Source organism: Bacteroides sp. D2 (genome assembly GCF_025147085.1).
Lineage (GTDB): Bacteria > Bacteroidota > Bacteroidia > Bacteroidales > Bacteroidaceae > Bacteroides.
On record NZ_CP102261.1, the window covers coordinates 2,592,863 to 2,619,134 of the forward strand.

Annotated in this window: 23 protein-coding genes and 1 tRNA gene; 17 read left to right on the forward strand and 7 right to left on the reverse strand. The window is 42.9% G+C overall.

Going from position 1 to position 26,272, the window contains the following annotated elements; translation table 11 throughout:
* The first annotated feature begins 46 nt into the window (after positions 1 to 46).
* The 7 genes from NQ505_RS09005 (at position 47) to NQ505_RS09035 (ending at position 10,570) form a co-directional block, all read left to right on the forward strand.
* Positions 47 to 2,161: a hypothetical protein gene (locus NQ505_RS09005; RefSeq protein WP_009000134.1), complete on the forward strand. Its 2,115-nt coding sequence runs from the start codon at positions 47 to 49 to the stop codon at positions 2,159 to 2,161.
* Between the two features lie 17 nt (positions 2,162 to 2,178).
* Positions 2,179 to 4,842, forward strand: a complete 2,664-nt coding sequence (locus NQ505_RS09010; RefSeq protein ID WP_009000133.1) for a hypothetical protein — start codon at positions 2,179 to 2,181, stop codon at positions 4,840 to 4,842.
* Positions 4,843 to 4,914: 72 nt separating this feature from the next.
* On the forward strand, positions 4,915 to 7,563 hold the full coding sequence (locus NQ505_RS09015; RefSeq protein ID WP_009000132.1) for a hypothetical protein: 2,649 nt from the start codon (positions 4,915 to 4,917) through the stop codon (positions 7,561 to 7,563).
* Positions 7,564 to 7,620: 57 nt separating this feature from the next.
* Positions 7,621 to 7,887, forward strand: coding sequence for an HU family DNA-binding protein (locus NQ505_RS09020; protein ID WP_009000131.1), 267 nt, complete (start codon positions 7,621 to 7,623; stop codon positions 7,885 to 7,887).
* 250 nt (positions 7,888 to 8,137) lie between these two features.
* On the forward strand, positions 8,138 to 9,307 hold the full coding sequence (locus tag NQ505_RS09025) for an OmpA family protein (protein WP_009000130.1): 1,170 nt from the start codon (positions 8,138 to 8,140) through the stop codon (positions 9,305 to 9,307).
* Positions 9,308 to 9,466: 159 nt separating this feature from the next.
* Entirely contained in the window at positions 9,467 to 9,871 is a 405-nt protein-coding gene (locus tag NQ505_RS09030; RefSeq protein ID WP_008649874.1) for a hypothetical protein, read from the forward strand.
* A gap of 39 nt (positions 9,872 to 9,910) precedes the next feature.
* A complete protein-coding gene (locus tag NQ505_RS09035; RefSeq protein WP_009000129.1) occupies positions 9,911 to 10,570 on the forward strand; it encodes an MIP family channel protein in 660 nt (219 codons plus the stop codon).
* Positions 10,571 to 10,869: 299 nt separating this feature from the next.
* Here NQ505_RS09035 and NQ505_RS09040 read toward each other — a convergent pair whose 3' ends face one another.
* Positions 10,870 to 11,739 (reverse strand): nucleotidyl transferase AbiEii/AbiGii toxin family protein, encoded by an 870-nt coding sequence (locus NQ505_RS09040; RefSeq protein ID WP_004323247.1) that lies wholly within the window; start codon positions 11,737 to 11,739, stop codon positions 10,870 to 10,872.
* On the reverse strand, positions 11,736 to 12,308 hold the full coding sequence (locus NQ505_RS09045; RefSeq protein ID WP_004323246.1) for a hypothetical protein: 573 nt from the start codon (positions 12,306 to 12,308) through the stop codon (positions 11,736 to 11,738). Before NQ505_RS09045 ends, NQ505_RS09040 begins: the two co-directional genes overlap by 4 nt.
* 512 nt (positions 12,309 to 12,820) lie before the next feature.
* Between NQ505_RS09045 and NQ505_RS09050 the strand changes: the two genes are divergently transcribed.
* From NQ505_RS09050 to NQ505_RS09065, 4 genes are all read left to right on the forward strand, one after another.
* On the forward strand, positions 12,821 to 13,339 hold the full coding sequence (locus NQ505_RS09050; protein ID WP_004323245.1) for an HU family DNA-binding protein: 519 nt from the start codon (positions 12,821 to 12,823) through the stop codon (positions 13,337 to 13,339).
* Positions 13,340 to 13,424: 85 nt separating this feature from the next.
* Positions 13,425 to 13,775 carry a hypothetical protein gene (locus tag NQ505_RS09055; protein ID WP_004296148.1) on the forward strand — a complete coding sequence of 117 codons (351 nt, stop codon included), beginning with the start codon at positions 13,425 to 13,427 and terminating at the stop codon, positions 13,773 to 13,775.
* A gap of 30 nt (positions 13,776 to 13,805) precedes the next feature.
* Positions 13,806 to 14,726, forward strand: coding sequence for an N-acetylmuramoyl-L-alanine amidase (locus NQ505_RS09060; protein ID WP_004323242.1), 921 nt, complete (start codon positions 13,806 to 13,808; stop codon positions 14,724 to 14,726).
* Between the two features lie 148 nt (positions 14,727 to 14,874).
* Positions 14,875 to 16,431: an ATP-binding protein gene (locus NQ505_RS09065; RefSeq protein ID WP_032853761.1), complete on the forward strand. Its 1,557-nt coding sequence runs from the start codon at positions 14,875 to 14,877 to the stop codon at positions 16,429 to 16,431.
* A 101-nt stretch (positions 16,432 to 16,532) separates the two neighbouring features.
* Here NQ505_RS09065 and NQ505_RS09070 read toward each other — a convergent pair whose 3' ends face one another.
* Complete coding sequence (locus NQ505_RS09070) at positions 16,533 to 18,596, reverse strand: HelD family protein (RefSeq protein ID WP_259828256.1); 2,064 nt, start codon at positions 18,594 to 18,596, stop codon at positions 16,533 to 16,535.
* Positions 18,597 to 18,734: 138 nt separating this feature from the next.
* Between NQ505_RS09070 and NQ505_RS09075 the strand changes: the two genes are divergently transcribed.
* Positions 18,735 to 19,319: a hypothetical protein gene (locus NQ505_RS09075; RefSeq protein ID WP_009000127.1), complete on the forward strand. Its 585-nt coding sequence runs from the start codon at positions 18,735 to 18,737 to the stop codon at positions 19,317 to 19,319.
* 38 nt (positions 19,320 to 19,357) lie between these two features.
* Here NQ505_RS09075 and NQ505_RS09080 read toward each other — a convergent pair whose 3' ends face one another.
* Positions 19,358 to 20,131 carry a LuxR C-terminal-related transcriptional regulator gene (locus tag NQ505_RS09080; protein WP_004310616.1) on the reverse strand — a complete coding sequence of 258 codons (774 nt, stop codon included), beginning with the start codon at positions 20,129 to 20,131 and terminating at the stop codon, positions 19,358 to 19,360.
* A 47-nt stretch (positions 20,132 to 20,178) separates the two neighbouring features.
* Positions 20,179 to 20,841, reverse strand: coding sequence for a uracil-DNA glycosylase (ung, locus tag NQ505_RS09085; protein WP_004310617.1), 663 nt, complete (start codon positions 20,839 to 20,841; stop codon positions 20,179 to 20,181).
* A gap of 315 nt (positions 20,842 to 21,156) precedes the next feature.
* Between ung and NQ505_RS09090 the strand changes: the two genes are divergently transcribed.
* The 5 genes from NQ505_RS09090 to NQ505_RS09110 all read left to right on the forward strand — a co-directional run bounded on the left by NQ505_RS09090 (position 21,157) and on the right by NQ505_RS09110 (position 24,913).
* The gene (locus tag NQ505_RS09090; RefSeq protein WP_004296140.1) at positions 21,157 to 21,456 is read left to right on the forward strand and encodes an RNA recognition motif domain-containing protein; all 300 of its coding nucleotides are present in this window, start codon (positions 21,157 to 21,159) and stop codon (positions 21,454 to 21,456) included.
* Positions 21,457 to 21,827: 371 nt separating this feature from the next.
* Positions 21,828 to 22,901 (forward strand): NAD(P)H-dependent flavin oxidoreductase, encoded by a 1,074-nt coding sequence (locus NQ505_RS09095; protein ID WP_004296139.1) that lies wholly within the window; start codon positions 21,828 to 21,830, stop codon positions 22,899 to 22,901.
* Between the two features lie 89 nt (positions 22,902 to 22,990).
* Positions 22,991 to 24,115, forward strand: a complete 1,125-nt coding sequence (locus NQ505_RS09100) for a DEAD/DEAH box helicase (protein WP_009000126.1) — start codon at positions 22,991 to 22,993, stop codon at positions 24,113 to 24,115.
* Positions 24,116 to 24,168: 53 nt separating this feature from the next.
* Positions 24,169 to 24,654 carry a cold shock domain-containing protein gene (locus NQ505_RS09105; protein ID WP_004307024.1) on the forward strand — a complete coding sequence of 162 codons (486 nt, stop codon included), beginning with the start codon at positions 24,169 to 24,171 and terminating at the stop codon, positions 24,652 to 24,654.
* A 52-nt stretch (positions 24,655 to 24,706) separates the two neighbouring features.
* Positions 24,707 to 24,913: a hypothetical protein gene (locus tag NQ505_RS09110; protein WP_004307025.1), complete on the forward strand. Its 207-nt coding sequence runs from the start codon at positions 24,707 to 24,709 to the stop codon at positions 24,911 to 24,913.
* A gap of 83 nt (positions 24,914 to 24,996) precedes the next feature.
* Here NQ505_RS09110 and NQ505_RS09115 read toward each other — a convergent pair.
* Positions 24,997 to 25,069: transfer RNA gene (locus NQ505_RS09115), tRNA-Phe, on the reverse strand.
* 161 nt (positions 25,070 to 25,230) lie between these two features.
* Positions 25,231 to 26,268, reverse strand: a complete 1,038-nt coding sequence (thiL, locus tag NQ505_RS09120) for a thiamine-phosphate kinase (protein WP_004298938.1) — start codon at positions 26,266 to 26,268, stop codon at positions 25,231 to 25,233.
* Positions 26,269 to 26,272: the final 4 nt, after the last annotated feature.

Below are 26,272 nucleotides of genomic sequence, written 5' to 3' on the forward strand. Positions count from 1 at the left end.
AAGAAGAGGATATTGGGATTTTGATGTAATAAGTATATGTACATTTATGAGATATAAGGAAAAATATAATTGGTTGTTGTTACTGTCTGTAGCGATCTGCTGCTTTGCCTGCACGGCGGAACGTGAACCGACTGACGGCTACACGCTGGCAGGAACGAGGGCGGAAGTTCCGATGAGCGTGCATCTCGGCGTGCAGGGAGCAGCAACCGATCCCGAGCAAATCAATACGTCAGAGGCCGCTATCCGCCGGCTGCGTCTGTATGTGTTCGACGGCAATGTGCTGGACAAGATGTATTATTGGGACAACATCAACACAGTGGAGACTTATACTACTCCGACATTTATGGTAAAGGCCGGAACGGGTAAAAGTGTTTATGTTATTGTCAACGAACCAGAAGATGCGGATACTCGGGCACAGTTGGAAGCGGTGACTCATCCGGTTCACCTGCCGGAAATAAAATACAGTCTTTCTGCCATGGGGCTGGAGGGCAATGTACTAAGTAACGATGGGACTTATAGGTATAATTATCTGCCGATGTATGGAGAACGGGGTGGGGTGGATGCGTTGCCTTCCTCTACTGCTACCTCACCGCAGCGGTTGGAGATTAGCGTGGATCGTGCTGTGGCGAGAGTGGATGTGTATGTGCGGAAAGACTATAAAGACTATGCGAATGGAGTGACTGATGATTTTGTGTTAGAATTTATACGGACTTCTGACCACTTAGATACAGGGTTTATCTCTTCTCATTCTTTGCTGGAAGCAAATGAAGAGTCGCAGGGCTATGGTGATAAGTATTATGGGGAATCTATTCAGGAGACGGAAAAAAGAATGTACTCTTTTTATGTTCCCGAATTGGATTGTAGAGACAAGAAAGTGAAGATCACTTTAGAGTTTGTCATTAACGAATACACGGGAGAAGGAGGTATACGCAAGAAAGTTACTGTTGAATTAGGAGGAGGTGACGACACATCATCTCCTTTGGAAAAAATAGAGCGCAATCATGTATATAAACTCCATTGTTCTCTGACGAAATTAGCCCGATGGGAAAACACTTTGGAGATAGACGACTGGGAGTATAATCATTTGCAGGCGGTAGAAGTAACTCAAGATGTTCGGGTAACGAACTGTTACGTTGTTCGCCCGGGCGAGACTATTGACATTCCGTTGAAGAATATATATGCGGCATGGGCATGGGCGAGAGAACTAGGAGGCGGTATTCCGAAAGGACGACATATCGACGTGACATACGTATGGCAGGATGTCCCTTTTCAGACCGTAGCAGATAAAGCTATAATGGGTGGTGGTAAAGACAGAACCACTGATTATATCCGTGTGAAGGGAATAAACGAAGGTAATGCAGTTATTGCCTTGACGGTGGATGACGTTATTTACTGGAGCTGGCATATTTGGGTGACGGATTATGACCCGAACAAACTGGACGGATGGAAGTCCGTAAATGGCAGGATATGGATGGACAGGAATCTGGGAGCCATGTCCGGTGAATATACACCGGACGGGGCTGCAAGAGGACTGATATATCAATGGGGACGTAAAGACCCTTTCCCGGGGACAAAAGGCTTTGGGGATAATACGCCCAAACCGGTGTATGTGTACGATGCCGGTGGTAGTCCGGAAAAGTATATAGAGTATATAAGCAAACAAACTGATGGAATTAATTTGATGTATTCGCTGCAACATCCTGATCAAATTATATATGCATTGGACGAAAGTGAAGAGAGTGACTGGTATACAACAAATACACAAGAGTATGCGAATAATCAGCTGTGGAGTGCAGATAAGAAAACTATATTTGACCCGTGCCCGGCAGGGTGGCGCGTTCCCGACAATGAAGCGTTTGACCGGGACGGTGATGGTGTGACGGATCTCATTTACAACTATGACAATAGTGTATGGGGAATGTTTTCTACCAATAAAAGGATATATTTTCCATACACTCCCCGTTACAGGTCGGGCGCTTTCTTTCAAGAGAATCAGGATTATAATATCATGAATCTGTGGGGGTGCGCTTCACGTACACATCCGGGTGAGATCGCGGGATGTTTTGAGAGTGTATCATTAGTGCCCGGAGGAAATATTTCGCTTTCGCATAGCCGTCACAAGGCTGATGCTCTGCCTGTTCGTTGTATCAAAGAAAAATAAAAAAAGAAGTTGATAGTATGAAAAAATATCTGGCATTTATATTATTGTTTTTCGGCATAGGATGTATCTGTTCATGTACGGCTATTGACGAACTGGGAGATACTTCCTGTGTTCCCGAGGGAATGATAAGGGTGGAAGTTCCCCTAAGCATTGCTTCATCTGTGCAAACGACGGAAGGCGTGACAAGAGAAATAGAGGATCGGTGGGAGCCGATAGAAGATTTGGAAGTACAAATGTGGAGGAGAGATATGTACTCTAATTACTATACTGTAAGCTTGGATCCTTCTAATCTGACACCTGTTACTGGCGAGAACGGACAGAAACAATATATTCTCAAATTTGACATACCGGAGATTATTCTGCAGAGTGATGATGCTTTTCTGGATAAAACATTTCTGGTAGGAGTACGCGCTAATCTAAACTATTTTTCACCTTACGGCAGTATTAACCCAACTCCACCGGCTTCCAGTCCTGTCTATATGTCCGGTGAGGGAGAATGGCGATGGGATGGGGAAACATTTGTGCAGGATGCCCCAATACGCTTGTATCGTTCCATCTGCAAACTGCGGACTTTAGTACGTACAGTCGACAAGAGTGTGCTGGGAGACTGGGAAGTTTATCCGGAGCTAACAGAAGTCCAGTTGCTGGATGCTCCGCCTTATGCCCGTAAATTTCATCCTACAATAGCTTTGGTTTCGAATTGGAATTGGGACTATGTAGATCCTACAGTGTATGTAGATTATCCGTCAATGGTATTGCGGGATTTTCCCTCTGACCAGATTGTTGACATATACTTAGGTGAACATACAGTGGATAAGGAGCTCTTCCGCGTTTATGAACAATACTTTTTCGAGAACTATCTGGAAGATGTATCGAAATATAAGGCAGGGGTCAATATCACTTCCCTCAAGGTTAAGATACATTTGTTCAATAAAGAAACTGTGGAGAATAAAATTATAGAACGGGTGATTCCTATCAATGACTTCGGCTACGACTGGGGTAATGTGTCTGGGCATGATTGCCGGCTTATGAGAAACACAGCTTATCTATTGGATATACAAGTGCTCTCCCCAGAAGACATAGAAGTCAATCTCCACTTGCAAGACTGGTGGGCCGAAGAGACCGTTGATGGTGACATCCCGGGCGTAAGCTTCATGGTGGACAAGACGGAGGTGCCTGTGATTCCTTACGGTGTAACTGATCCTGCCCCCGCATTTGAGGTTGTTCCTGACGACCCGGCTTTTTTGGATATATCCCTTGTCGACAAGGATTACAAGTCTGTAGACCAGTCAAACGGCTTTGTCTTATGGTACAAACTACCGAAAGACGGAAGTCTGACGAAAGCCCCATCCGATAATCGCATAAGGATTAACGTTACAAATATGGGATTGCGAATGTTTTTTACCACTGTGAAGAATGGAAATCCGGGTGGATTCTTCCGGGTGACGTGCGGAAGGTCAACACGCTATATCCCTATCATAACCCCCAAATATGTTCGTACGGATGAAATGTTTAACAAGAGTATGACTTCCAACTGCTATATAGCGGAGAAAGAGGGAGGTTACAGGTTTGCCGGGACTGTCATGGGAAACGGGGCAGACGGCCTTCCGCCTGCAGTGCAGGCGTCAATGCTGCCATATAACGCGAACGGATATCTGATGGGCGCAACGCCCAGCCCGGTTATTGCTCCGAAGTCCGCCAAATTGCTTTGGCAGGATGTAGACGGACTGATTACCCAGGTGGGATTCGATACCAATACTACAAGCCGGGGAGATGTGGTGTTTTATGTCTCGGGTACAAAGGGACCGGGCAACGCGGTTATTTCTGTTTATGACAAGGCCGACCCGAATGACCCCGCTGCAAAGGTGCTTTGGAGCTGGCATATCTGGTGCGCGCCGCGTCCGGAGGAAATGTCTACCAGCGGTTCGGCGGCAGCTGACGACGACGGCAAACGTATCTATACATTTATGGACCGCAATCTCGGCGCCACCACTGCGGACGGGAGTAGCAATAAAGCAGAAGGACTGCTTTACAGGTACGGACGTAGTGTCCCCATGATACATTTCGCTAGTAAATGGGGTTCATATAAGCGGATTTACAATATTCTGGGTGAGGATATAACGAGCCTGATAGTTTGGGGAGAAGGACCGGGCGGTAACTATACGGGACGGAACTGGGACAATATTCTCTTTCCGTTGAACTACTATACGGCTGCCAGATCCAACCTCGAATCGGGTATGTGGGGGGAAGGTGCCGTAAGTGAGGTCGGCACCTTCAATGATAAAACAATTTACGACCCGTGTCCACCTGGATATAAGGTTCCTACCTACAGGGCTTTTGAGGCGTTGAATGAATTGTATTATAGCCAGAATAAATTCCGGCAGGAGAGTTCCGGAATCTATTTTACGGGCTTGAAGGGAGGAACGCTATGTTTCCCATGGGTGGATTATTTTTGGGGAGAACCGGGTACAGCAGGACAATGGTATGATACACGCGGCAAGTCTTTGACGTATTATTCGGCTACTATTGATGGGGTTTCCGATAATACTTATCCTGGTAGTATCTATACGTTTTACTATTTTTGGCAAAGCGATCCGGGATCTAACAGTATGCCCAGAGTGATAATAGATTCAACGACTCTTCTCCCTGTTCGCTGTGTCCGGGAGCGGGAGAAGGAATAACCTGTACGGATTGGGATATAACCAGTATGAATCAAACTATAAAGAGTTAAAAACAACCAAGAATAAGTCATTATGAATAACAAATTTATCTATACTTTATATTGTGCCGTTTGGTTGGTGTGCTGCAGCCTGATTGTGCAGGGCTGCACGGACGAAGAAAACGTCGGCGCTACTCCTGATGAGGGAACCCTGTTGCGACTCTCCATAGCGGACCTGGAAGAGGTGCAGGTACGGGGGCTGGCAGGAGAATCGTCCGCCGAATATAGGACACAATGTTACGACATATTCGTTTACCGGGGGACGGACTGGGAAGCGACTCCATACTATCATTCGCATAGGGAGAAGTATGAGGAATACGTGCCGGGGATGTATGGCGACGGTTCTTCTTCTCCTGTTATCGACCTGGGGATAGCACCGCAAGACGGCGACCGCATTTATGTGTTCATAAATTGTCAGTGGGTCGACTACGTTGACGGCAACACACCCGAAAATGTATTTTACGGGAGTGATAAACTAGCATTATCGAACGCACGTGTGGTACAGTTCCCTGGTTGTAAGGCTTTTAGTGGATACATCGATTGGAAAAACGGGCAGGATAATTTAATCCGCATGGAACGTCTGACAGCCAAGGTAAGGGTGAAGATAACTACACTGTACACTAACAAGACGTATGGAGGATTGATGATTTGCAATGCGCCGAATTATACATTGGCATCGAACAAGTACAACGGACTGGACTATGAGGAAACCGGCGAACTGATAGGAGTTCCGTTTAAGTGTGGACCGGAGATATCGTCCGGCTGGTACGATGAACAGCCGGGAGTGGATATACCGGAATACAGGTGTTCTGAACACACCGCCCTATCGGGAGGAAGGAGCCTTGACTCGAGAGTGTTCGACCCGCAGCGTATGGCCGTGATACTGGTGCTCAACGAAGAGCAAGACGGAAACCTAAAACGTTCTTACTATCGGTTAGACTTTATTGATGATCAGACCTTAGGGTACTATCGTGATGTCATACGCGGACATCGCTACACGTTCCTCATCACGAAAATCTATTCCGAAGGCTATGCTACCCTTGAAGAGGCAATATATATGCCGGCCAGTAATCTGGAATATACGGTTACGGTAAACAATGACTGGACGGAGAGTTTTGAATATAACGGGCAATGGCAGTTGAATATCGACCGGGAAGTTGCCGAATTGCTGCCGAACATTATGGATCCTGTTCCCGTTGCGAAGGTGGAACTACAGAATAACAATAAAGGCACAGCTGATTTTTCAAAATTAACAACCCGCCAGGTGAGTCTGGTTTCTCCGGATCTAGAAGTGCTGGATGAAGACGTTTTGGGTGCTCCCGTACCTATCCAGCTATGGTGTTACAACCCCACGACGGGGCAGACCGTGAAAGCACCCGGTAATGTGGCGGATGCCTCTATGCTGACAGGGACTTCGTGGGTGTTCTGCTGTACGACTGATGCGGATTTTGTTTTCGGTGGTGTTCTTGCGAGTTGTTGGCTGAAGATAGTCATGGGAAACATAGTGAAATATATTCGGATAGACTGTCTTTCGTTGAGCGATAGGTTTACGGAAGAGTTTACGGAACTGGATAAATCTGACGGAGGCACAGCTAACTGTTATATTGTCTCCCCTTTGGGTGGAACGTATTCGTTCAACGCTACCGTTATGGGAAATGGCGTCAAGGGAATTACGGTCGCAAATACTTTCCAGAGCGCGAAAGGCTCGGCCTACCTGACACCGGGCAATGTGGCGGATGTCACTATCGCCCCGCAGTCGGCGAAACTGCTTTGGCAGGACAAGAAGGGGTTGATTTCGCAGGTGGCCTACCACGATGGCAGGGTGGAGTTCATTGTTTCCGATAGCGGACAGGCGGGAAATGCCGTTATTGCGGTGTATGACAAACCCGACCCCAATGCCGCGGATGCGACGTTACTTTGGAGCTGGCATATCTGGTGCGCGCCGCGTCCTGTGGATATACCTGTGAAGCCGGAGGCAGGTGCGGAACTCGTAGCGGGAGAGAAATACATATTTATGGACCGCAATGTGGGTGCAGAGGATTCGAAGGAAGTGGGCATGCAGTATCAGTACGGACGCAAGGATCCGTTTATTGACTATGAGACTAATGGGCATGAATACATTTATGACCTTTTGGGGAAGGACGTGACGGCACTTCTCAAAACAGTACCTAATCCCCCCGAACAATATGAGAAAATTCGTTTTCCGCTGACATATTATGCTGGCATTTATTCTATGGACAGACCCTCTACGGGTAAAAGTAATGGATTGTGGGGGACTGATAGACCAGCTTACAAGGATGTGATTTCTGATGATGTGAAGACTATTTATGACCCATGTCCGCCCGGTTATAAAGTACCGGATATGCGTCCATATAAAGTTGTAAGGGATAAGTTCTTTCTAACCGGGAAGTTTGATTTTAAAGTTTCTGATTCTTATGTAAGTTTTGTTAGTTTTCAAACTTCTCCAAGAACACTGTATTTTCCTAATGGAGGTAGATACTATGTGGGAGAACGTGGTGGCTCTATACTTTATGCCTGGACTACTGGTGTAGTTACCCCTAATGAAAGCCATATAGTTTTTACGTGTACTTATAATGATTCCAAGAAGGAATTTGACGTATGCAATATGAATGCAGGAATAGTTGATGAGAGCTTTACACAAGTCCGTTGCATAAGTGAATGATAAAATGACAAACATCTGTAAACGATATAACTGACTATAAAAACAAAGAAAGAAAAAATGAACAAAACGGAATTAATTAAAGAGGTGGCTCTTAAAGGAAAACTAAGTTTCAGAGAAGCCGGGTATGCGTTGGACGTAATTATCGACACGATTACGGAAACAATGCAAAAAGGAGAAAATATCACGTTAGTGGGATTCGGCAGCTTTGTCATTCAGGAACGGAAAGAACGAAACGGTCATAATCCGTCAACAGGCGGCTCAATGGTGATTCCCGCCAAACGCCAGGTGAAATTTCGTCCGGGAAGCAAAATGAGACTGGGATAAGAAGTAAAATGGGGCTGAAATAAAAGGTTGTCCCGGATTTGAACAAAAAGAATGAAAACGGATTTGTCATACGGATTGTATTTGCTGGCGGATGTACTGTTAAAGGGAATCTATCTACTGGCGTTTGTGATGTGTTTGCTGGTGGCTATGCCATTTTCATTCATTTTATATGTTTCTTCGGCGGCGTTTCGCAGATATGTGGGATAGTGGAACGTACCGGTATCAGATTTTTATAAAACTAGAAAAAAGTATGAAAAAGAAAATTCTTACAGTTGCATTGGTATTATCATCAGTCTGTGCCATGGCACAGCAAAAGGAAAATCGTGACACGGACGGAAGTATTCTCCGTGGCCCGTATGAAACGAATAGTTTCTGGAGTAACTGGTATATTGGTGTAGGCGGTGGAATCAATATCTATGAAGGCGAATTGGATAACAAGACATCGGTAGGCAACCGTATTGCTCCCGCATTAGATGTTTCGTTGGGTAAATGGATTACTCCTTCTTACGGAGTCCGTCTGCAATATTCGGGTCTGAAAGCCAAGGGGCTGACGGATGCAAGCGGGATGTATGCCAAAGGGGCGCATCGCGGTTATTACAAGGAAGAGTTTAATGTATCCAATCTCCATGCGGACTTTATGTGGAACTGGTCGAACGGTTTCCTCGGATTCAATGAGAAACGTGTGTGGAATGTGATTCCGTTTGTCGATTTCGGCTGGGCACGTTCGTGGGGAAACAGCACGCATGATAATGAAATTGCCGCCAACATCGGTATTTTGAATACGTTCCGCCTGGGCAAGCGTCTGGACCTGACTTTGGAAGGACGGCAGATGCTAGTGAAAGAGTGTTTTGACGGAACGGTAGGCGGCAGCAAAGGTGAAGGAATGAGTTCGGTGACACTGGGTCTAAGCGTGAAGTTGGGCAAGACCCGTTTCAATCGTGTCGAGAAAGTGGCTCCGGCAGATTATTCATCTTATAATGAACGTATCAACGCGCTTCGCGCCAAGAATCATGATTTGAGTACCGAAGCACAGCGCCTTGCCGCCGAACTGGAAGCTGCCAGAAATCGGAAACCGGAAGTGGTGAATGAATCGAAAGTGACTGCTTCGCCGGTAGCCCTGTTCTTCCATATCGGCAAAGCTACCCTGGACAAGAAGGAACTTACCAATCTTGAGTTTTATGTGAACAACGCCATCAAGGCGGATAAGAACAAGACTTTCACGCTGATTGGTTCGGCGGACAGCGCTACGGGTAGCAAGGAACTGAACCAACGTTTGAGTGAACAACGTATGGAATATGTGTACAATTTATTAGTCGAAAAGTATAAAATTTCCCCTGAACGTCTCGTGAAGAAAGCGGAGGGCGATACGAACAACCGTTTTAGTGAACCTGAATTGAACCGCGTCGTAATCGTCGAATAATAGTTTTATTTCATTTCAAGGTATTTCAGGTAACATTGCGGGGCTGTCTCGTTTTCTTCTATGTCGGGACTGAAAGCGCTTTGTCGTTACAAGGTGGGCTTGTTGGCCGGTAGTTGGATGGTCTTTTGCAATGTTGCTTTTTTGAATGAAGAGGAGGATATGATAATATATAATAGTCTGTTGGCGAAAACTTTTCTGAACAGGAAGAAAAGGCATTATTTTATGATTTTCGGTTGTTGTTTCACCCGGTTCAAATATTTGGAAGGGTGGGAGGAGATGGAACTTCAGATTCATGCGCGGCAGTATACGGAATGTTTCTTCTTGGCATTATTGCCTGCATTGGTGCTATCCGTCTGGCTTTCGTGGTGGTGGATGTTGCTTGCGTTCATGAGTTATCATCTGCTTTACTGGCTGGAGAGGTGGTTCGGACACCATTCTTCATTTGACTGGGAAGCGTTGGAGCATTGTAGCGATGCGCTTTATTTGAGAAAGCGGAAATCTCGTGCTTGGATGAAATGGTATGGGAAGAAGTCGTTGCCGCCTTCGGAATGGGAGGATGATTAGAGAGAATAGTATATCTTATACGAGTAGAAAAAGTAGATTATGAAAACGAAATTTATAGCTGAAATGGTGGGCACTATGGTGCTTGTCTTAATGGGATGCGGCGCTGCTGTATTGAATGGCGGCGCGACATCGGTAGCCGCGGTGTTGACGATTGCTTTCGCGTTCGGTTTGTCGGTGGTGGCAATGGCGTACACAATCGGTCCTGTTTCGGGCTGTCATATCAATCCGGCCATCACTATTGGTGTCTGGCTGAATGGCGGACTGTCGGTAATGGAAGCCGGTGTGTATATCGTAGCGCAAGTGACGGGCGGAATACTTGGCTCTGCATTGCTGTGGTTGATTACCGGCACAATGGGGATGGAAGGTACGGGAGCCAACGGTTTTGAAGAACCGTATCTGCTGGCTGCATTTGTTGCCGAGGCGGTGTTTACGTTCATCTTTGTGCTGACTGTGCTGGGCACTACCGACCGGGATAATAGCAGTCCTCATTTTGCCGGGCTGGCTATCGGATTGACTTTGGTTCTGGTGCATATTGTGTGTATTCCCGTTACGGGGACATCGGTTAATCCTGCCCGTAGCATTGGTCCGGCATTGTTTGCCGGAGTGGAGGCTATCAGCCAGCTTTGGTTGTTTATTGTGGCTCCGATTGTCGGTGCGGTGGTAGCAGTGCCTGTCTGGAAAACAATAAAAGGAAATTAATTGTTTCATTTCATGTTTTTGTGAGAATAGAAAAAGATGTAGGTTTTCCCCATATAGTATAATAAATGAGTTTAATGGCCTATATCCTTTATGTCGCTGTGAAGCGCCTCATTTCCCCAAGGGAATCCGTGCCCCTGCCATTTTTCTTTTTATAATAGTAGCATAGGAAAAATGGAATCATGGGTTCTACGCTGCCTGTGAAGGTCGCTCTATTGTTTGTTTTGTTTGTGTGGTGCATCTTTTTCCCGGTGGGGAAGAAGGTGCACTCTTTTTGTATAATGTATTAATGGTCGGAAGTATTACATACGTCCATAGGCTTCCCAATATGGCATTAAAGCCTCTTGCAGCCAATGTGCCACCTCGGAGAATGAAAGGCTATTTTTGATAGTTGCCTTTTTTAGAAATGTTGACCATCGTAACTGCATCTGCGTATGGTTGGGAAAGTCTTTCCTGAAGAACATCGTATCTGCATTATAAAGAGTATGACGATTCTCGAAAGTGCGGTTGATAGCATCCTGTAATATGGTATTGTCATATTTGAATGATGTGAGCAGGTGGTAGATGTCATAATAGTCTTTCATCCGGCTGCTTTGGTCAGCTAAGTCTATGATGGCGTGCATCTTCTCCGCAATTACGGTTTCAGTGGAATAGGCAAGAATGTTTGCTTCTGGCAGTTCTTCCAATAACAATGGGTAATCTAATGATACAGGATGTGGTGTTACCACATCTCCAAAACCAATGTCCATTGTCAGCACTTGGGCAATGGTGTCCATTGTCGCCGGAATACTTAGACGGATACCGTGGTAGTCTTTGAACTCGGTGATGTTCTGTGCTGCAAGCTTGTCGGCAGCAAACCTTACTCCGTCTTCCTCACACTCTACAGCGCATATTTCACGGAACGCCTCGGCGATGCGTTCGCCATCATTGCTGATATGCGTGCCAAGAAAATCAATATCCAATGTCGGACGTGCAGCAAAGTGTTCGTATGCATACATCAGTGCTCCACCTTTCAGGTAGAAGTTCTCACGGTAATGAGTTTGTGAGATACGGTACAATAGGCGTTCCTGAAAATATCTGGTCAGAATGGTCTGGTAGAACACATCCTTCTGCTTGGCTACATTGAGCAGCTTTGCCCGGATGGACTTTCCAGGATTTTTGATTTCACTCATAGTTTTATTGCAATATACTGTTCGAGGATTCGTTTTACTCTTAGTTTGTCGGCATAATCCATCAGCAGGGATAGATTTCTGTCTGGCTGGGAAATGTAGTTATTCACCACTTCGGAACAAACATCCATGCCTATCTTGTTGCGGTACTTCACTGCATCGCACACGCATCGCTCTTTATTATATATATGTATGTGGTAACCGCTTACAACCAGTTCCTCGACACCTATGTCAAACATCGTGTCTGTGATATGATGGAGCTCTATCTTGGGAAATGTTGGAAGCGTGATTTTGCGACCTCTTTTTACCGCCACATGGTATGCCTGAGGCAATGAGGTGGTGAGCCCATGCACATTCCATGCGGAGAAAAGGCACAGCACACCGCCTGGAATGATGGCTTCCACATCTATCATCGTGTCCGCCAACTGCTCGGCTGTGGCATATACGCCCCGTTTGATGCGTACCGCGTCTCCGTCACGCACACTGTCCAGCAGCTTATAATAGGCTGTCCGACCTTCTTCCTTTACCATACTAGAGGAAGTAAAACTGTTATTATATCTCTTGCTTTCCATGCCTATACTCTTTATTTTAGTACAAATATACCACATTTATTCGTGATTGTAGTGCGTTTGTACAGGGAAATGCTTATTTACCATGAAATATTAACATATATCAGACAATCTTGCCCGAATCATCTCGCAACAATCTCGGCAATTCTTGGTTTTCATTGCTTTCGATATACCGGCATAATTGCAGTTTGCTCTCTTTCAATATACGGTATCTGGCTATTGACAGCCTTGAGCGCCTAAAACTTTCCATGCTTTTTAGTATGGTATTTATTAGTTTGAATATATTTGTTTGTTTATTATTCTCCCCCGGCTATCGGTTTTGTCGCTTTTTCCTTGCTTTTTGTCGTTTATTTAGTTCCTTTATGTCGGTTGCGTATGTCTGAAATGCTTTTTAGTACTTTTCTGATGAGGCTATTAGGTGTCGTTTCATCTCCGTGGAAGATGCTGCATCTTTGCATCGTTAACGTTAGCGAAGTGATAATTAAAACAGTATTTATTTAAAAAAGAAAAGTAGTATGGCTATTAGATTTAGAAGGGTGTCTCGCCTGTGTGACCCTACAAATAAAGAAGCAGGAAAGAAAGTGTATCCGGTGATTTCTTATCAGTATGATACGAGTGCAACGTTGGATGAGTTTGCAAAGGAGATTGCGTCTGCTTCCGGTGTCAGCGAGGGTGAAACGATTAGTGTATTGAAAGATTTCCGTACGTTATTGAGAAAGACATTGCTGGGTGGCCGTTCGGTGAATATCGCCGGTCTGGGATATTTTTACCTTTCTGCCCAAAGCAAAGGGACGGAGAAGGCGGAAGATTTTACGATCGCTAATATTTCAGGGCTTCGTATCTGTTTTCGTGCTAACTCGGACATTCGTCTGTTTACCGGGACGACTACCCGTTCGGATGGATTGAAGTTCAAGGATTTGGATCATATTAATGATTCGGGTAGTGTTGGTGACGGTTCGGATGATGGGGGTGAAACTCCGGATCCGGATGGTGGTTCGGGTGGTAATGGTGAAGCACCAGACCCAGCTGCTTGATTCATGAGCCGTTGAGAACTGTCTGGTTTGTATGGAATGGGGCTTCGGCCTCATTCTTTCTTTATAACTACGTAAAAATATAAATATGCAAATAACTACAATCCTTGCTTTTATTACCGCTATGGGTGGTTTGGAAGCTGTGAAATGGTTAGTGAGGTATATCACTTGCCGCAAGACGGATGCACGAAAAGAGGAAGCATCCGTGAACAGTATGGAAGAAGAAAATCGCCGTAAAAAGGTGGACTGGTTGGAAGAACGGCTGACTCAACGTGACGAGAAGATAGACGGGCTTTATATTGAACTTCGCAAGGAGCAGGAAGAGAAGATTGACTGGATACATAAATGTCATGAAGTGGAGTTGATACAGAAGGAGTCGGAAGTGAAGAAGTGTGAGATTAGAGGGTGTGTGAAGCGTATGCCACCTTCGGATTATTAACTGGTGCGTTTGAACTAATAATGAATTATCATGAGAAATATAGATTCTATCATAGTACATTGTTCGGCTACGAAAGCCGGGCAGGATTTTACTGCCACAGATATTGACCGTTGGCACCGGGAACGTGGGTTCAACGGTATCGGGTATCACTATGTGATCCGTTTGGATGGGAAATTGGAAAAGGGGCGGGATGTGGCTTTGCCCGGTGCTCATTGTAAAGGTTGGAATGAGCAGAGTATCGCGATATGTTATATCGGTGGATTGGATGGGAACGGGCGTCCGGCAGATACCCGGACGAATGCTCAAAAACGGGTGCTTTATCAGATTATTATGGATTTGCAGCGGGAATATAATATTCTCCAAGTGTTGGGACATCGGGATACTTCACCGGATTTGAATGGTGACGGAGTGATTGAACCTTATGAATATGTGAAGGCTTGTCCCTGTTTTGATATGAAGGAGTTTTTGAGGAGTGGGAGGGAGTTACTGTTTGTATTGGTGGTGGCTTTGGTTGTGCCTGTATTGCTGTCGGGATGTAGGAGTAAGAAAGAGGTGATAAACAGGGAGAGTGAAGTTAGGGTTGATTCAAGTTTAAATAGTAGCTCCGGGAAAAGTCTTGTTAAAAATAAGGTTGCTTCAGAAAAGGATTTGGAGGTGGTGGAGGAGCATATCGAGCAGGTGTTGTTTGTATTTCCTGTGGATACGCTTAGATTGAAGGCTGGGATGGTGGTGAAGACTGTGGTGGATAGGAAAAACGTTAATGAGAAACAACTTCTTCAAGAAGTGAATTCACAGTCTGTGAGCTTATCGGATATGAGCGCTAAGACAGAGATTCATAAAACGGGAGTTGAGAAAACTACTAATAGGACAACCGGAAGTGGGTATTGGTACGGAATTATTTTGCTGGTTCTGGTTCTTGTGTGTTGGATTTGCAAAGTGAAGAGGAAGTGAGATGTTGTTTGTCTGGTACAAAGTTAGTTTTGATGAAAAATGGAGTCATGGTAGTGCTGTCTGTGAAACTGTGTACTTTTTTGTGGAGTTTGTATGTGTATTCCCATGGAAATGCGTATCTTTGAATAATCAAAATAGAGGAAAAATCATGGACGGGATATTACGTAAACTTCCTATTGGAATACAGACTTTTGCAGAGATTCGTGAAGAAAATTATCTCTATGTAGATAAGACTGCTTTTGTGTGGCGAATAGCTAACACAGGTAAACCTTATTTCTTGAGCCGCCCTCGCCGTTTCGGCAAGAGTCTTCTTCTTTCTACTTTTGAAGCTTATTTCGAAGGTAAGAAAGAATTATTTGAAGGGTTGACCATAGCTGATATGGAAAAGGAATGGAAGACATATCCGGTATTTCATTTGGATTTAAACGCGGAAAAATATGATTCTCCCCAGGCTTTAGTCGAAATTCTTAGCAGGCAGTTGACGCAATGGGAACTGAAATATGGCAAAGGGGAGGATGAGGAAACTCTCTCCGGACGTTTTGCGGGTGTAATTCGCCGAGCCTGTGAACAGTCTGGTCGTGGAGTCGTAGTCTTGGTGGATGAATATGATAAACCTTTGTTGCAGGCATTGGGTGATGACGCTTTGCTTGATGACTATCGTAAGACATTGAAGGCCTTCTATGGTGTACTGAAAAGTTCTGACCGTTATCTTCGTTTTGTTTTCCTTACCGGTGTGACTAAGTTTGCGCAAGTCAGTGTGTTCAGTGATTTGAATCAACTGAATGATATCAGTATGAAGCCGCAGTATGCCACGATTTGTGGTATTACACGACAAGAATTGGAGGATACTTTTATTCCTGAACTGAATCGATTGGCAGAAACAAATGAACTGACTTATGAAGAAACATTAAATAAGATGACGGCTTTATATGACGGTTATCATTTTTGTGAGTTTGCGGAAGGAGTATTCAATCCATTCAGTGTGCTTAACGTTTTTGACGGGTATAAGTTTAGTAATTATTGGTTCCAAACCGGTACTCCTACTTTTTTAGTCGAACTGCTTAAAAAGAGTGAGTATGATTTGCGTACGTTGATTGATGGGGTAGAAGCCAATGCTTCTTCGTTTATGGAATATAGGGTAGATGCTAATAATCCGATTCCGTTGATTTATCAGAGTGGCTATTTGACTATAAAGGGGTATGACAAGCGTTTTGGAAACTACCTGCTGAAATTTCCCAATGATGAAGTACGATATGGATTTATGGATTTTTTGGTTCCTTATTACACATCAGTGGTAGATGATGAACGGGGCTTTTATCTAGGTAAATTTGTACGTGAATTGGAGAGTGGTGATGTTGACGCTTTTCTTACCCGCTTACAAGCTTTCTTCGCAGATTTCCCTTATGAACTGAATGAAAAGACCGAACGACATTATCAAGTTGTATTTTACTTAGTATTCAAATTGATGGGACAATTTACCGGAGCAGAGGTTCGTAGTGCCCGCGGACGGGCGGATGCAGTGGTGAAAACTCCGAAGTATATTTATGTATTTGAATTTAAACTGAATGGTACTGCCGAACAGGCTTTGCAGCAGATTGATGAAAAAGGCTATCTGATACCTTATCAGGTAGACGGGCGTGAGTTGGTTAAAGTTGGAGTGGAGTTCAGTGCAGAAAAAAGGAATATAGACCGGTGGTTGTATTAGCTCGATAACCATGTTGTTAAAGGAGTTACAGAGCCGTTTGAGATTGTTCAAGCGGCTCTTGTTTTGCGGGTAGTTCTTTTAATTTTCGATGTTATATTCTATTACAGGAATCGACAACTGGGTGAAGAAACAGAATAAGTCAAAGTTAGCTTGTGCATAGCCCTTGTGGCTGCCACATAAAGCATACTTTTATCAATATTGGAATGATAGTTCTTATCATCTGTTTGCGGAATGATTACTTCGTCAAATTCCAGTCCTTTCGCCATATGGGCGGAAGTGATGATAATCCCTTTTACATAAGCAGAACTTTGATTGGACAAAAGTGAGATGTCGTTTGCATATATCTGGAGCTTTTGAACAAGTTCTTTTGCTTGGGATTCTGTTTTGCAGATAATCCCTAATGAGGTATAATGGGAGTTCCTGAAGGAGTTTACTAAATCCGCAATACCTTGGATCTCTTCTTCTGTATTTTTGAATGGAAGAATCTTGGGGTGTTCCCCATGTCTCATAATCGGTTCTAATTCATTGTTCGGTTGAATTTTTTGTGCAAAACTGGTGATCTCAAAAGTAGAACGATAGCTTTTGCAAAGTTTCATTATTTCTCCTGTTGCAAATGCTTTCTGAATCATATCGGCAGTGGAAGATCCATAAGGATTGACGGATTGTGAAGCGTCTCCAAGAATTGTTTTTCGACACGGATAAAGTTTTTGAATCACTTTGTATTGTATGGGAGAATAGTCTTGCATTTCGTCTATCAGAAGGTGTTTGACGTAAGATTGGGCGTTATTCCCATTTAATGCGATATGCAGATAAGCCAAAGGGGCTAAGTCCGCATACTCTAGTATGCGGTTTTTGCGTGTCTTGAACATCTCCGGTTTTCCGATCCACTCAAAAAAGTCTTTATAGATTTGGAGATCGTTATTTCCCGCGAACATCTTTTTTATCTCTTTCTTTAGTTGGTTTTTCTCCGGAGTGCTAACTGTGAGATTATATTGTAGTTGCATCATTTCCAGAATGTAATCTGTCATAGTCTCAAATCGTTGACGTATGGGATAGCGGTGGAATCGTTTGAACTGTTCGTTAATAAATTCGGCAGGAATAGTGATGTATTTGGTGAGTTTTACGTCTGTTGCTTTGAAATAGTTGTTTTCCATGTAAAGGATGAATTTGTCAAGTAGTGATATAAACTCGAAGGAGGCTTTGTATTGAATCCGTTCGATAAAGTCGGGTGTCGGGTTTTCTAATAGTTCCGTCACTTGGTCGAAGAAATTCTGGTGTTTATATTTGTTGTCAATTACGTCCGACAGAATTTGCTCCATGCTGGTTTCGGGAACGGTCTCTTCGCCAAGTTCCGGAAGTACATTAGAAATGTAATCGGCAAATACTTTATTGGGGGAGATGATTAATATGTCTTTGGAAGAAATCTGTCCTTTCTGTGCATAAAGTAGGTAGGCAATACGATGGAGCGCGATAGAGGTTTTTCCTGAACCGGCAACACCTTGTATAATAAGTACAGAAGCGTTTTCATTGCGGATGATCTGATTCTGTTCCCTCTGAATTGTCGTGACGATATTTTTCATTTTATTGTCGGCATTGGAACATAGTTCTTTTTGCAGAATATCGTCATGAACAGTTACGGAACTTTCAATCATATACTCCATTTTTCCTTTGCGAATACGATATTGGCGTTTGAGTGAGATCGCTCCGTTAATTTTGCCTGCCGGAGAGGAGTAGAACGCCTCGCCTAATTCATGATCGTAGAACATGCTTGAAATAGGAGCTCGCCAATCGTAAATCAGATTCTTTTTTTGATTGAGGTCATAGAAAGTATGTATTCCTATATAGATCGGACTAACTTGGCTTTTGTCTTTCTTTTCCTGAAAGTCGATTCGTCCGAAATAGGGGATATCCAGTATTTTGCTTAGTCGCCTGCGTTTGTCAATTACATTTTCACCTAATGCAAAATGATTTAATATGCTTTCGCGCATGGAACGGATTTCGTGCGGATCGATATCTTTGTTCGACCATAGATAATCTTTGTACTCCTGCAGGGTGTCTATATACTCTTTGACGGAAGTACTGGTGGTGTTGATCGTATCATGGATAGTGGTTATGACTTGCTGTAAATACTCTTTTTCCTGTTTCTCTGTTTGATTGAATATCATAATCTCTTTTTAGTTGTATGGTGAAGAATTGAATTTGCGGACAAAGTTAGCTCAACCCATCAAGGGATTAAATAGTTATTTATAGCTATATATGTATCCTTTTTCGTATTTTTGCATACTTACTTAATAAGGATAAAGATGAATATTCTTGAATTGGCAAAACGTAACCAGCAGAAAGCTTGGGAGATTATAGAGGATACCCGTATTGTTCGGATATGGGAGGGGATTGGTGCCAAAGTGAATCTGGTAGGTTCGTTGCGTACAGGATTATTGGTGAAACATCGGGATATTGATTTTCATATTTATACTTCTCCTTTGGATTTGTCTGCCAGCTTTCGGGCGATGGCTGAATTGGCGGAAAATACGTCCGTAAAGAAGATTGAATATACGAATTTATTACATACAGCAGAAGCGTGTATAGAGTGGCATGCATGGTATCAGGATATGGAAGGAGAACTCTGGCAAATGGATATGATTCATATCCAAGAAGGCTCTCGTTATGATGGCTATTTTGAAAGGGCGGCCGAACGCATTTCTGCGGTATTGACAGATGAAATGAGACTGGCTATCCTGAAATTAAAATACGAAACGCCTGATACGGAAAAGATTATGGGAGTGGAGTATTATCAAGCTGTGATTCAGGATGGTGTACGTAGTTATCCGGAATTTGAGGAATGGAGAAGATTGCATCCGGCGGTGGGTGTGGTGGAATGGATGCCTTAGACAGACTGGTAGCTTCGGGAAGAGTGCGTATGGGTTAATTAACTTAGTAGTCCGGTTTCCTGTCCCAAGCGAATGGCTTCGATGGAATTTTGCACACCTAATTTGCGTAACAGATTCTGCCGGTGAATATTGACAGTGTGAATACTGATACATAGCTTGTCTGCAATCTCTTTACTTAACAACCCTTTTTGAATAAGCCGTAATATCTCTATTTCCCGATTAGTGAGGTTGAGCGAAGAAGGCATTAGCAAAGAGGAAGGAGAGAAGAATTCCCCGTTCTTCAGATTTAGGACAGTGCAGTCTACTGTTTCGGAATGTTTTTGGTCGGGTGAAATATCCATATTGCCTATTACGAGCCATGCTTTGCCGTTACGGTCTTGTTCCAAAACTTGATGTCGGCTAGTGACACGTATATATTGCTGCCTGGCATTGAGTATACGGAAACTGTAAATGTTGGAATAGTCGTTTCGCTGTTCGAGAGGCAGACTGTAAATGAACTGGCTTAACGTGACCTGTAATGCTGCCAGTTGCGCACGGTCGTCCGGATGAATACGTGATTCTAAATAATCTCCCTGCTTTTCCAAAGTTTCTATCTTGTGACTGTCATACCCCAGTAAATCAACGAAATTCGAGGATGCATACGTGTAATTGCATTTGTAAACATCGACAACAAATGTGCAGTTGTGACAGATTTTTGAAAGTTGGTGAAGTATGGATTTATCCCGTTCCCACACAGCGTAATCAATATCGGTAGCAGACAAGCATTGCTTTGCCCACATTTCTTCCCGAGTGATATTGTTTGATTTATTCATAGCGAATGTTTTTGGGTACTGATAATCTGTTTTGAGAAATCGTTTATTTACCAATCAATTTCTTCTATTCCCTTGCTATGCAAGAAAGCATTGGCTTTACTGAAGTGTTTACAACCGAAGAAACCATATTCGGCAGAGCGGGGAGAGGGATGAACAGTGGTTAGTACCAGATGTTTGTTGGTATCTATCAAAGATCGTTTCTCTTTCGCATAACTTCCCCAAAGCATAAATATCAAATTCTCCCGTTTTTCACTTAGTTTCCTGATAACTGCGTCTGTGAAGATTTCCCAACCCATATTTCGATGAGAACCGGTTTCGTGCGCACGTACAGTAAGAACAGAGTTTAGCGGGAATACACCTTGAGCTACCCAACGATCCAAATTACCAGAAGTTGGAATTGGCTTTCCCAAATCTTGGTGTATTTCTTTGAAGATGTTGCTTAGTGAACCTGGGATAGCTACTCCATCAGGCACAGAAAAACAGACTCCATAATATTGTCCGGGATTGGGATAGGGGTCTTGTCCAAGGATAACTACTTTTACCTTTTCGAAGGGACAGGAATTGAATATATGAAAAATCTGATGTCCGAGAGGGAGGACGTGTGCCCGTTTGTATTCATCTTTGACGAATGTAACCAACTTTTCGAAGTATGGTTTGTCAAATTCTTCTTGTAATTGTTGTTTCCAACTTGGTTCTATTCTGACATCCATAAAGTGGGACTTGATAATTTATGTAATGGCAAAAGTAGATATATTACAAGAGAATATCAAGAATGATAGGCAAAATTGTGTATCTCGCCGATTTAGGATGAATTGTGTGCTAATAAATGATAATTATCGTCTTTCTTCCGAAAAAGAACGGGTATAAATGTATTATTCTGATTTATTGTGTTACCTTTGTACCAAGAGTTTGAGTTACGAATCATTATCGTATAGTTCTTCTTTATAATATTTTATTAGCAAGCAGTCCTTGTCTTTAATTATCCTCCTCACTCCAAATTAGTATTTATTTTAATAAAATTTTAAATGAACATTTACATTTCAGGTTTAAGCTATGGCACTAATGATGCTGACTTAACAAATTTATTTGCAGAGTTTGGAGAAGTTTCTTCAGCTAAAGTAATTTTTGACAGAGAAACTGGTAGATCCAGAGGATTTGCTTTCGTAGAAATGCCGAATGATACAGAAGGACAAAAAGCAATTGACGAACTGAATGGAGTTGAATACGACCAGAAAGTTATTTCAGTAAGCGTGGCACGTCCTCGTACTGAAAGACCGTCTAACGGTGGTGGCCGTGGTGGTTATAATAACTCTAGAAGATATTAATATCCGAATAAAAGCAGAAGATAATATCTTCTGCTTTTATTTAATAAGTTATTTCCGTTTCATGATTCAACGGAGGAATCTTCTGATTGACACAGGGGAAGACAAAAAATCATATTACATTTAAGTTCTGCTAATTCTGGCTCTTTTTCTGTGCAATATCAGGAATATCTACTCCTGCACTTTCCATTCTGAAAATAGATTTATTAGACTTTTTTGTAATACACAATACTCTTGAAGAAGTCAGGAGTAAAGGTTTAATAAATTACACCCAACAAGGCAAATAGTCAATGACAGGGCCAATCTTGAGCGCTTGAATAAAGTGTGCTCACACTGTTTATCTTGTTCAATTGCTCTAAAGCAAAATAAAACATATGAAATCATTCTTTATAGGAAATATTGAGATAAAAACACCTGTAATACAAGGTGGAATGGGAGTAGGTATCTCGCTCTCGGGTTTGGCTTCGGCAGTAGCAAACGAAGGAGGAGTAGGCGTTATATCATGCGCAGGTTTAGGTTTGTTATACCCCAAAGGGAAAGGTACTTATCCTGAAAAATGTATTAACGGGCTGAAAGAGGAAATCCGGAAAGCACGTGCGAAAACAAAAGGTATTATTGGCGTAAACGTCATGGTTGCTTTATCGAATTATGCGGATATGGTGCGCACCGCAATCGAGGAAAAGATTGATGTGGTATTTTCCGGTGCCGGGCTTCCACTCGACCTGCCTTCATATCTGACTCCGGAGAGTACAACCAAGCTAGTGCCTATTGTATCTTCTTCACGAGCAGCCAAAATCATCTGCGATAAATGGCAGAAGAACTATAATTATCTGCCCGATGCAATCGTGGTGGAGGGGCCTAAAGCCGGTGGACATTTAGGATTCAAAAAAGAACAATTACAGGATCAGCATTATGCTTTGGAAGCTTTGATTCCGGAAGTGGTAATGATTGCATCCAGCTATAAAGAACAGAAACAGATTCCGGTGATTGCCGCCGGCGGCATTTCGACAGGTGAAGATATTGCACATTTTATGGAACTGGGAGCTGCAGGGGTACAAATGGGAAGTATATTTGTTACCACCCAGGAATGTGACGCGTCCGAGACGTTCAAGGAAGTATATATTCACTCCAAGTCCGAAGATGTTCTTATTATTGAAAGTCCTGTGGGAATGCCAGGACGAGCTATTGACGGGGAATTTATTCACAATGTGAATAGTGGACTGGAGAGGCCTAAGAGTTGCTCATTCCATTGTATCAAAACATGTGATTATACAAAAAGCCCTTATTGCATTATTAAGGCTTTATATAATGCAGCCAAAGGAAATATGAAAAAAGGCTATGCTTTTGCCGGTAGCAATGCTTTTCTCGCTGAAAAAATCAGTAGTGTAAAAGAAGTAATGAGTACACTGGAGCGCGAGTTTTTCTTGGCAACCCATAAACTGGCTTAACCTACGGGATTTTCATTCCCATGATGGAGTTTGTCAGTCCCTTTACAATATAAATTAATAGCTGTTTTGATACAGCAAAAATAACAATTATGACATTTAAAGAATTAAATATAACCGAACCGATTTTAAAAGCTATTGAAGAAAAAGGATATGCAGTGCCCACTCCCATTCAGGGAGAGGCAATTCCGGCTGCATTAGCAAAAAGAGATATATTAGGCTGTGCGCAAACGGGAACAGGTAAAACTGCTTCGTTTGCTATTCCCATTATACAACATTTGCAAATGAATAAAGAGGCAGCCAAGTGCCGGGGGATTAAAGCGTTGATTTTGACGTCCACCCGTGAACTTGCCTTGCAAATAAGTGAATGCATTAATGATTATGCCAAATATACCCAAGTGCGGCATGGGGTTATTTTTGGCGGAGTAAATCAACGTCCTCAAGTTGACATGTTACACAAAGGAATTGATATCCTGGTTGCTACACCGGGACGTTTGCTTGACTTGATGAATCAGGGACATATCCATCTGGATAAGATACAATATTTTGTACTTGATGAAGCAGACCGTATGCTTGATATGGGATTTATTCATGATATCAAGCGGATATTACCAAAACTTCCGAAAGAAAAACAGACTTTATTCTTCTCCGCTACAATGCCTGATACAATTATTTCTTTAACGAATTCTTTGTTGAAGAATCCTGTACGAATCAGCATAACTCCGAAATCATCGACTGTGGATGCTATTGAACAGATGGTTTATTTCGTAGAGAAAAAGGAAAAGAGTCTTTTACTGGTTTCGATTTTGCAAAAATCAGAAGATCAGTCGGTGTTGGTATTTTCACGTACGAAGCATAATGCTGATAAGATCGTAAAGATACTGGGCAAGGCGGGAATTGGTAGCCAGGCGATTCATGGAAATAAAAGTCAGGCAGCGCGGCAGTTGGCTTTGGGCAATTTCAAGTCGGGCAAAACACGTGTGATGGTGGCTACTGATATTGCAGCCAGAGGTATCGATATTAACGAACTTCCTTTAGTTATCAACTATGATCTTCCTGATGTGCCGGAAACGTATGTGCATCGTATCGGACGTACCGGAAGAGCCGGGAATACAGGGACAGCACTGACATTCTGCTCGCAGGAAGAGCGTAAACTCGTTAATGATATTCAGAAACTGACGGGTAAGAAGCTGAATAAAGCCAGTTATACTATTTGAAATCAACAAATAACAATCTCTTTAAAATTAATATAAAACTAAATATAAATTCTATGGCAAAATCCATGACAGTTGGTAAACGTGAAAATGAAAAGAAAAGACTCGCTAAACGAGAAGAAAAACTGAAAAAGAAAGAAAGCAAGAAATTATCGGGCAGCTCAAATAGCTTTGAGGATATGATTGCCTATGTAGATGAGAACGGAATGATAACTTCGACTCCTCCGACAGAGGATATAAAGAAGGAAGAAATTAATCCGGATGAAATAATTATAGCAACTCCTAAAAAGGAAGAAGAGGAGCCGACGATTTTGAGAGGACGGGTTGAGTTTTTTAATGAGTCAAGAGGATTTGGCTTTATTAAAGACCTTTCAGGTGTTGAGAAATACTTTTTTCATGTGAACAATGTCATTGGCAATATTGCAGAAAATAATATCGTAACATTTGACCTTGAGCGTGGAGTGAAAGGCATGAATGCGATCAATATCTCTTTGGAAAACAAATCTACATCGGAAGATTTAGCTCAATCTAAACCTGTATAGGGAAGTGTATATTCTGCTTGTGTGTAAAATAAAAAACAAAATAATTAGAGATATGAAAAAAGGTAATATAATGCGTGATGTTATTTCATCCAGTCAGTTTACTGAAAATGTTATTAAAGAGTATAAAAAGGGTTTGGGAGATATGGTATTGGTAGCAATAACTCCGCGGACTACCATTGAACTTCCTGCGCATTTGACTCAAGCAGAAATAGATGCTCGTGTGGAGATTTATAAAAAACTGCATAGTTCTAAAGTATAGGCGGTTGCAAATTGCAATACGAGGAATAAAAAAATCCCTTGAACTTCAAAAGTTCAAGGGATTTTTTATTACCGAATCATTAGTGGTGCCACCAGGAATCGAACCGGGGACACAAGGATTTTCAGTCCTTTGCTCTACCAACTGAGCTATGGCACCTCATGCTTGTTCGGTCCGGTAATATCTCTTTTGCGGTTGCAAAGGTAGTGAAACTTTTGGATTCTGCAAGTCTTATGGAAATAAAAAACACTGATAAAAAGTTAGTCGGCTAATTATCAGTGTTGTATAAGATGAAAAATATTTCAGGTATGTGATGAAATCTATTGCTTATCTTCTTTTAATGGATTCCATCCCTGTGCTTTTAGTTCGAATTCTTGTCCATCACGGGTAATCAATGCACAGCCAAGTTCGGGTTTGGTAATATGTCCGATGAGACGAACTCCTTCCATTTGTGAAATTTTCTCATGATCGGCGATGGAAACAGTAAAGAGTAGTTCATAATCTTCTCCACCATTCAAGGCACAAGTCGTAAGATTCATGTTAAACTCTTCAGCCATAACAGCAGTCTGATAATCGATTGGGATATGCTCCTCGTAAACGCGGCAACCAGCATTGCTTTGTTTGCAGATATGCATCAGTTCTGATGACAGGCCGTCGGAAATGTCCATCATAGAAGTAGGGACAATATTGGCGGCTGCCAATTTCTCAATGATATCTTTGCGCGCTTCCGGTTTCAATTGGCGTTCTAATAAATACTCTTTGCCGGAGAAATCCGGTTGGACATCTTTATCACCTTGCAATACGACTTTTTCACGTTCCAAGAGTTGTAAACCCATATAGGCTGCCCCCAAGTCGCCGCTGACGCAGATCAGGTCAGTGTCTTTGGCGCCATTACGGTAAACTACTTTATCCTTGTCGGCATCGCCAATACAGGTGATGCTGATAGCAAGGCCTGTCAAGGAAGAAGTGGTATCGCCTCCCACAATGTCGACATTATATTGCTGGCAAGCCAGACGGATACCGGAATAAAGTTCGTCCATATCTTCCACGCTGAAACGCTTGGAAAGACCAAGAGATACCGTAATCTGCCGGGGAGTACCGTTCATGGCATAAATATCGGAGAAATTAACTACTGCTGATTTATATCCCAAATGCTTCAAGGGAACATAAGTCAGGTCAAAATGCACACCTTCCATAAGCAGGTCGGTTGTTACCAGTACTTGCTTTTCTGAAGGGTAGGAGAGAACGGCGGCATCGTCGCCCACTCCATATTTGCTGGATTCGTTTTCCAGTTTGATTCCCTCGGTGAGGCGGTCAATCAGACCAAACTCACCGAGAGATGCTATTTCAGTTCTCATAAAT

Coding starts and splice junctions, on each gene's coding strand:
- NQ505_RS09005 (WP_009000134.1), top strand. CDS start 47: ATGAGATATAAGGAAAAATATAATTGGTTGTTGTTACTGTCTGTAGCG.
- NQ505_RS09010 (WP_009000133.1), top strand. CDS start 2,179: ATGAAAAAATATCTGGCATTTATATTATTGTTTTTCGGCATAGGATGT.
- NQ505_RS09015 (WP_009000132.1), top strand. CDS start 4,915: ATGAATAACAAATTTATCTATACTTTATATTGTGCCGTTTGGTTGGTG.
- NQ505_RS09020 (WP_009000131.1), top strand. CDS start 7,621: ATGAACAAAACGGAATTAATTAAAGAGGTGGCTCTTAAAGGAAAACTA.
- NQ505_RS09025 (WP_009000130.1), top strand. CDS start 8,138: ATGAAAAAGAAAATTCTTACAGTTGCATTGGTATTATCATCAGTCTGT.
- NQ505_RS09030 (WP_008649874.1), top strand. CDS start 9,467: ATGATAATATATAATAGTCTGTTGGCGAAAACTTTTCTGAACAGGAAG.
- NQ505_RS09035 (WP_009000129.1), top strand. CDS start 9,911: ATGAAAACGAAATTTATAGCTGAAATGGTGGGCACTATGGTGCTTGTC.
- NQ505_RS09040 (WP_004323247.1), bottom strand. CDS start 11,739: ATGAGTGAAATCAAAAATCCTGGAAAGTCCATCCGGGCAAAGCTGCTC.
- NQ505_RS09045 (WP_004323246.1), bottom strand. CDS start 12,308: ATGGAAAGCAAGAGATATAATAACAGTTTTACTTCCTCTAGTATGGTA.
- NQ505_RS09050 (WP_004323245.1), top strand. CDS start 12,821: ATGGCTATTAGATTTAGAAGGGTGTCTCGCCTGTGTGACCCTACAAAT.
- NQ505_RS09055 (WP_004296148.1), top strand. CDS start 13,425: ATGCAAATAACTACAATCCTTGCTTTTATTACCGCTATGGGTGGTTTG.
- NQ505_RS09060 (WP_004323242.1), top strand. CDS start 13,806: ATGAGAAATATAGATTCTATCATAGTACATTGTTCGGCTACGAAAGCC.
- NQ505_RS09065 (WP_032853761.1), top strand. CDS start 14,875: ATGGACGGGATATTACGTAAACTTCCTATTGGAATACAGACTTTTGCA.
- NQ505_RS09070 (WP_259828256.1), bottom strand. CDS start 18,596: ATGATATTCAATCAAACAGAGAAACAGGAAAAAGAGTATTTACAGCAA.
- NQ505_RS09075 (WP_009000127.1), top strand. CDS start 18,735: ATGAATATTCTTGAATTGGCAAAACGTAACCAGCAGAAAGCTTGGGAG.
- NQ505_RS09080 (WP_004310616.1), bottom strand. CDS start 20,131: ATGAATAAATCAAACAATATCACTCGGGAAGAAATGTGGGCAAAGCAA.
- ung (WP_004310617.1), bottom strand. CDS start 20,841: ATGGATGTCAGAATAGAACCAAGTTGGAAACAACAATTACAAGAAGAA.
- NQ505_RS09090 (WP_004296140.1), top strand. CDS start 21,157: ATGAACATTTACATTTCAGGTTTAAGCTATGGCACTAATGATGCTGAC.
- NQ505_RS09095 (WP_004296139.1), top strand. CDS start 21,828: ATGAAATCATTCTTTATAGGAAATATTGAGATAAAAACACCTGTAATA.
- NQ505_RS09100 (WP_009000126.1), top strand. CDS start 22,991: ATGACATTTAAAGAATTAAATATAACCGAACCGATTTTAAAAGCTATT.
- NQ505_RS09105 (WP_004307024.1), top strand. CDS start 24,169: ATGGCAAAATCCATGACAGTTGGTAAACGTGAAAATGAAAAGAAAAGA.
- NQ505_RS09110 (WP_004307025.1), top strand. CDS start 24,707: ATGAAAAAAGGTAATATAATGCGTGATGTTATTTCATCCAGTCAGTTT.
- thiL (WP_004298938.1), bottom strand. CDS start 26,268: ATGAGAACTGAAATAGCATCTCTCGGTGAGTTTGGTCTGATTGACCGC.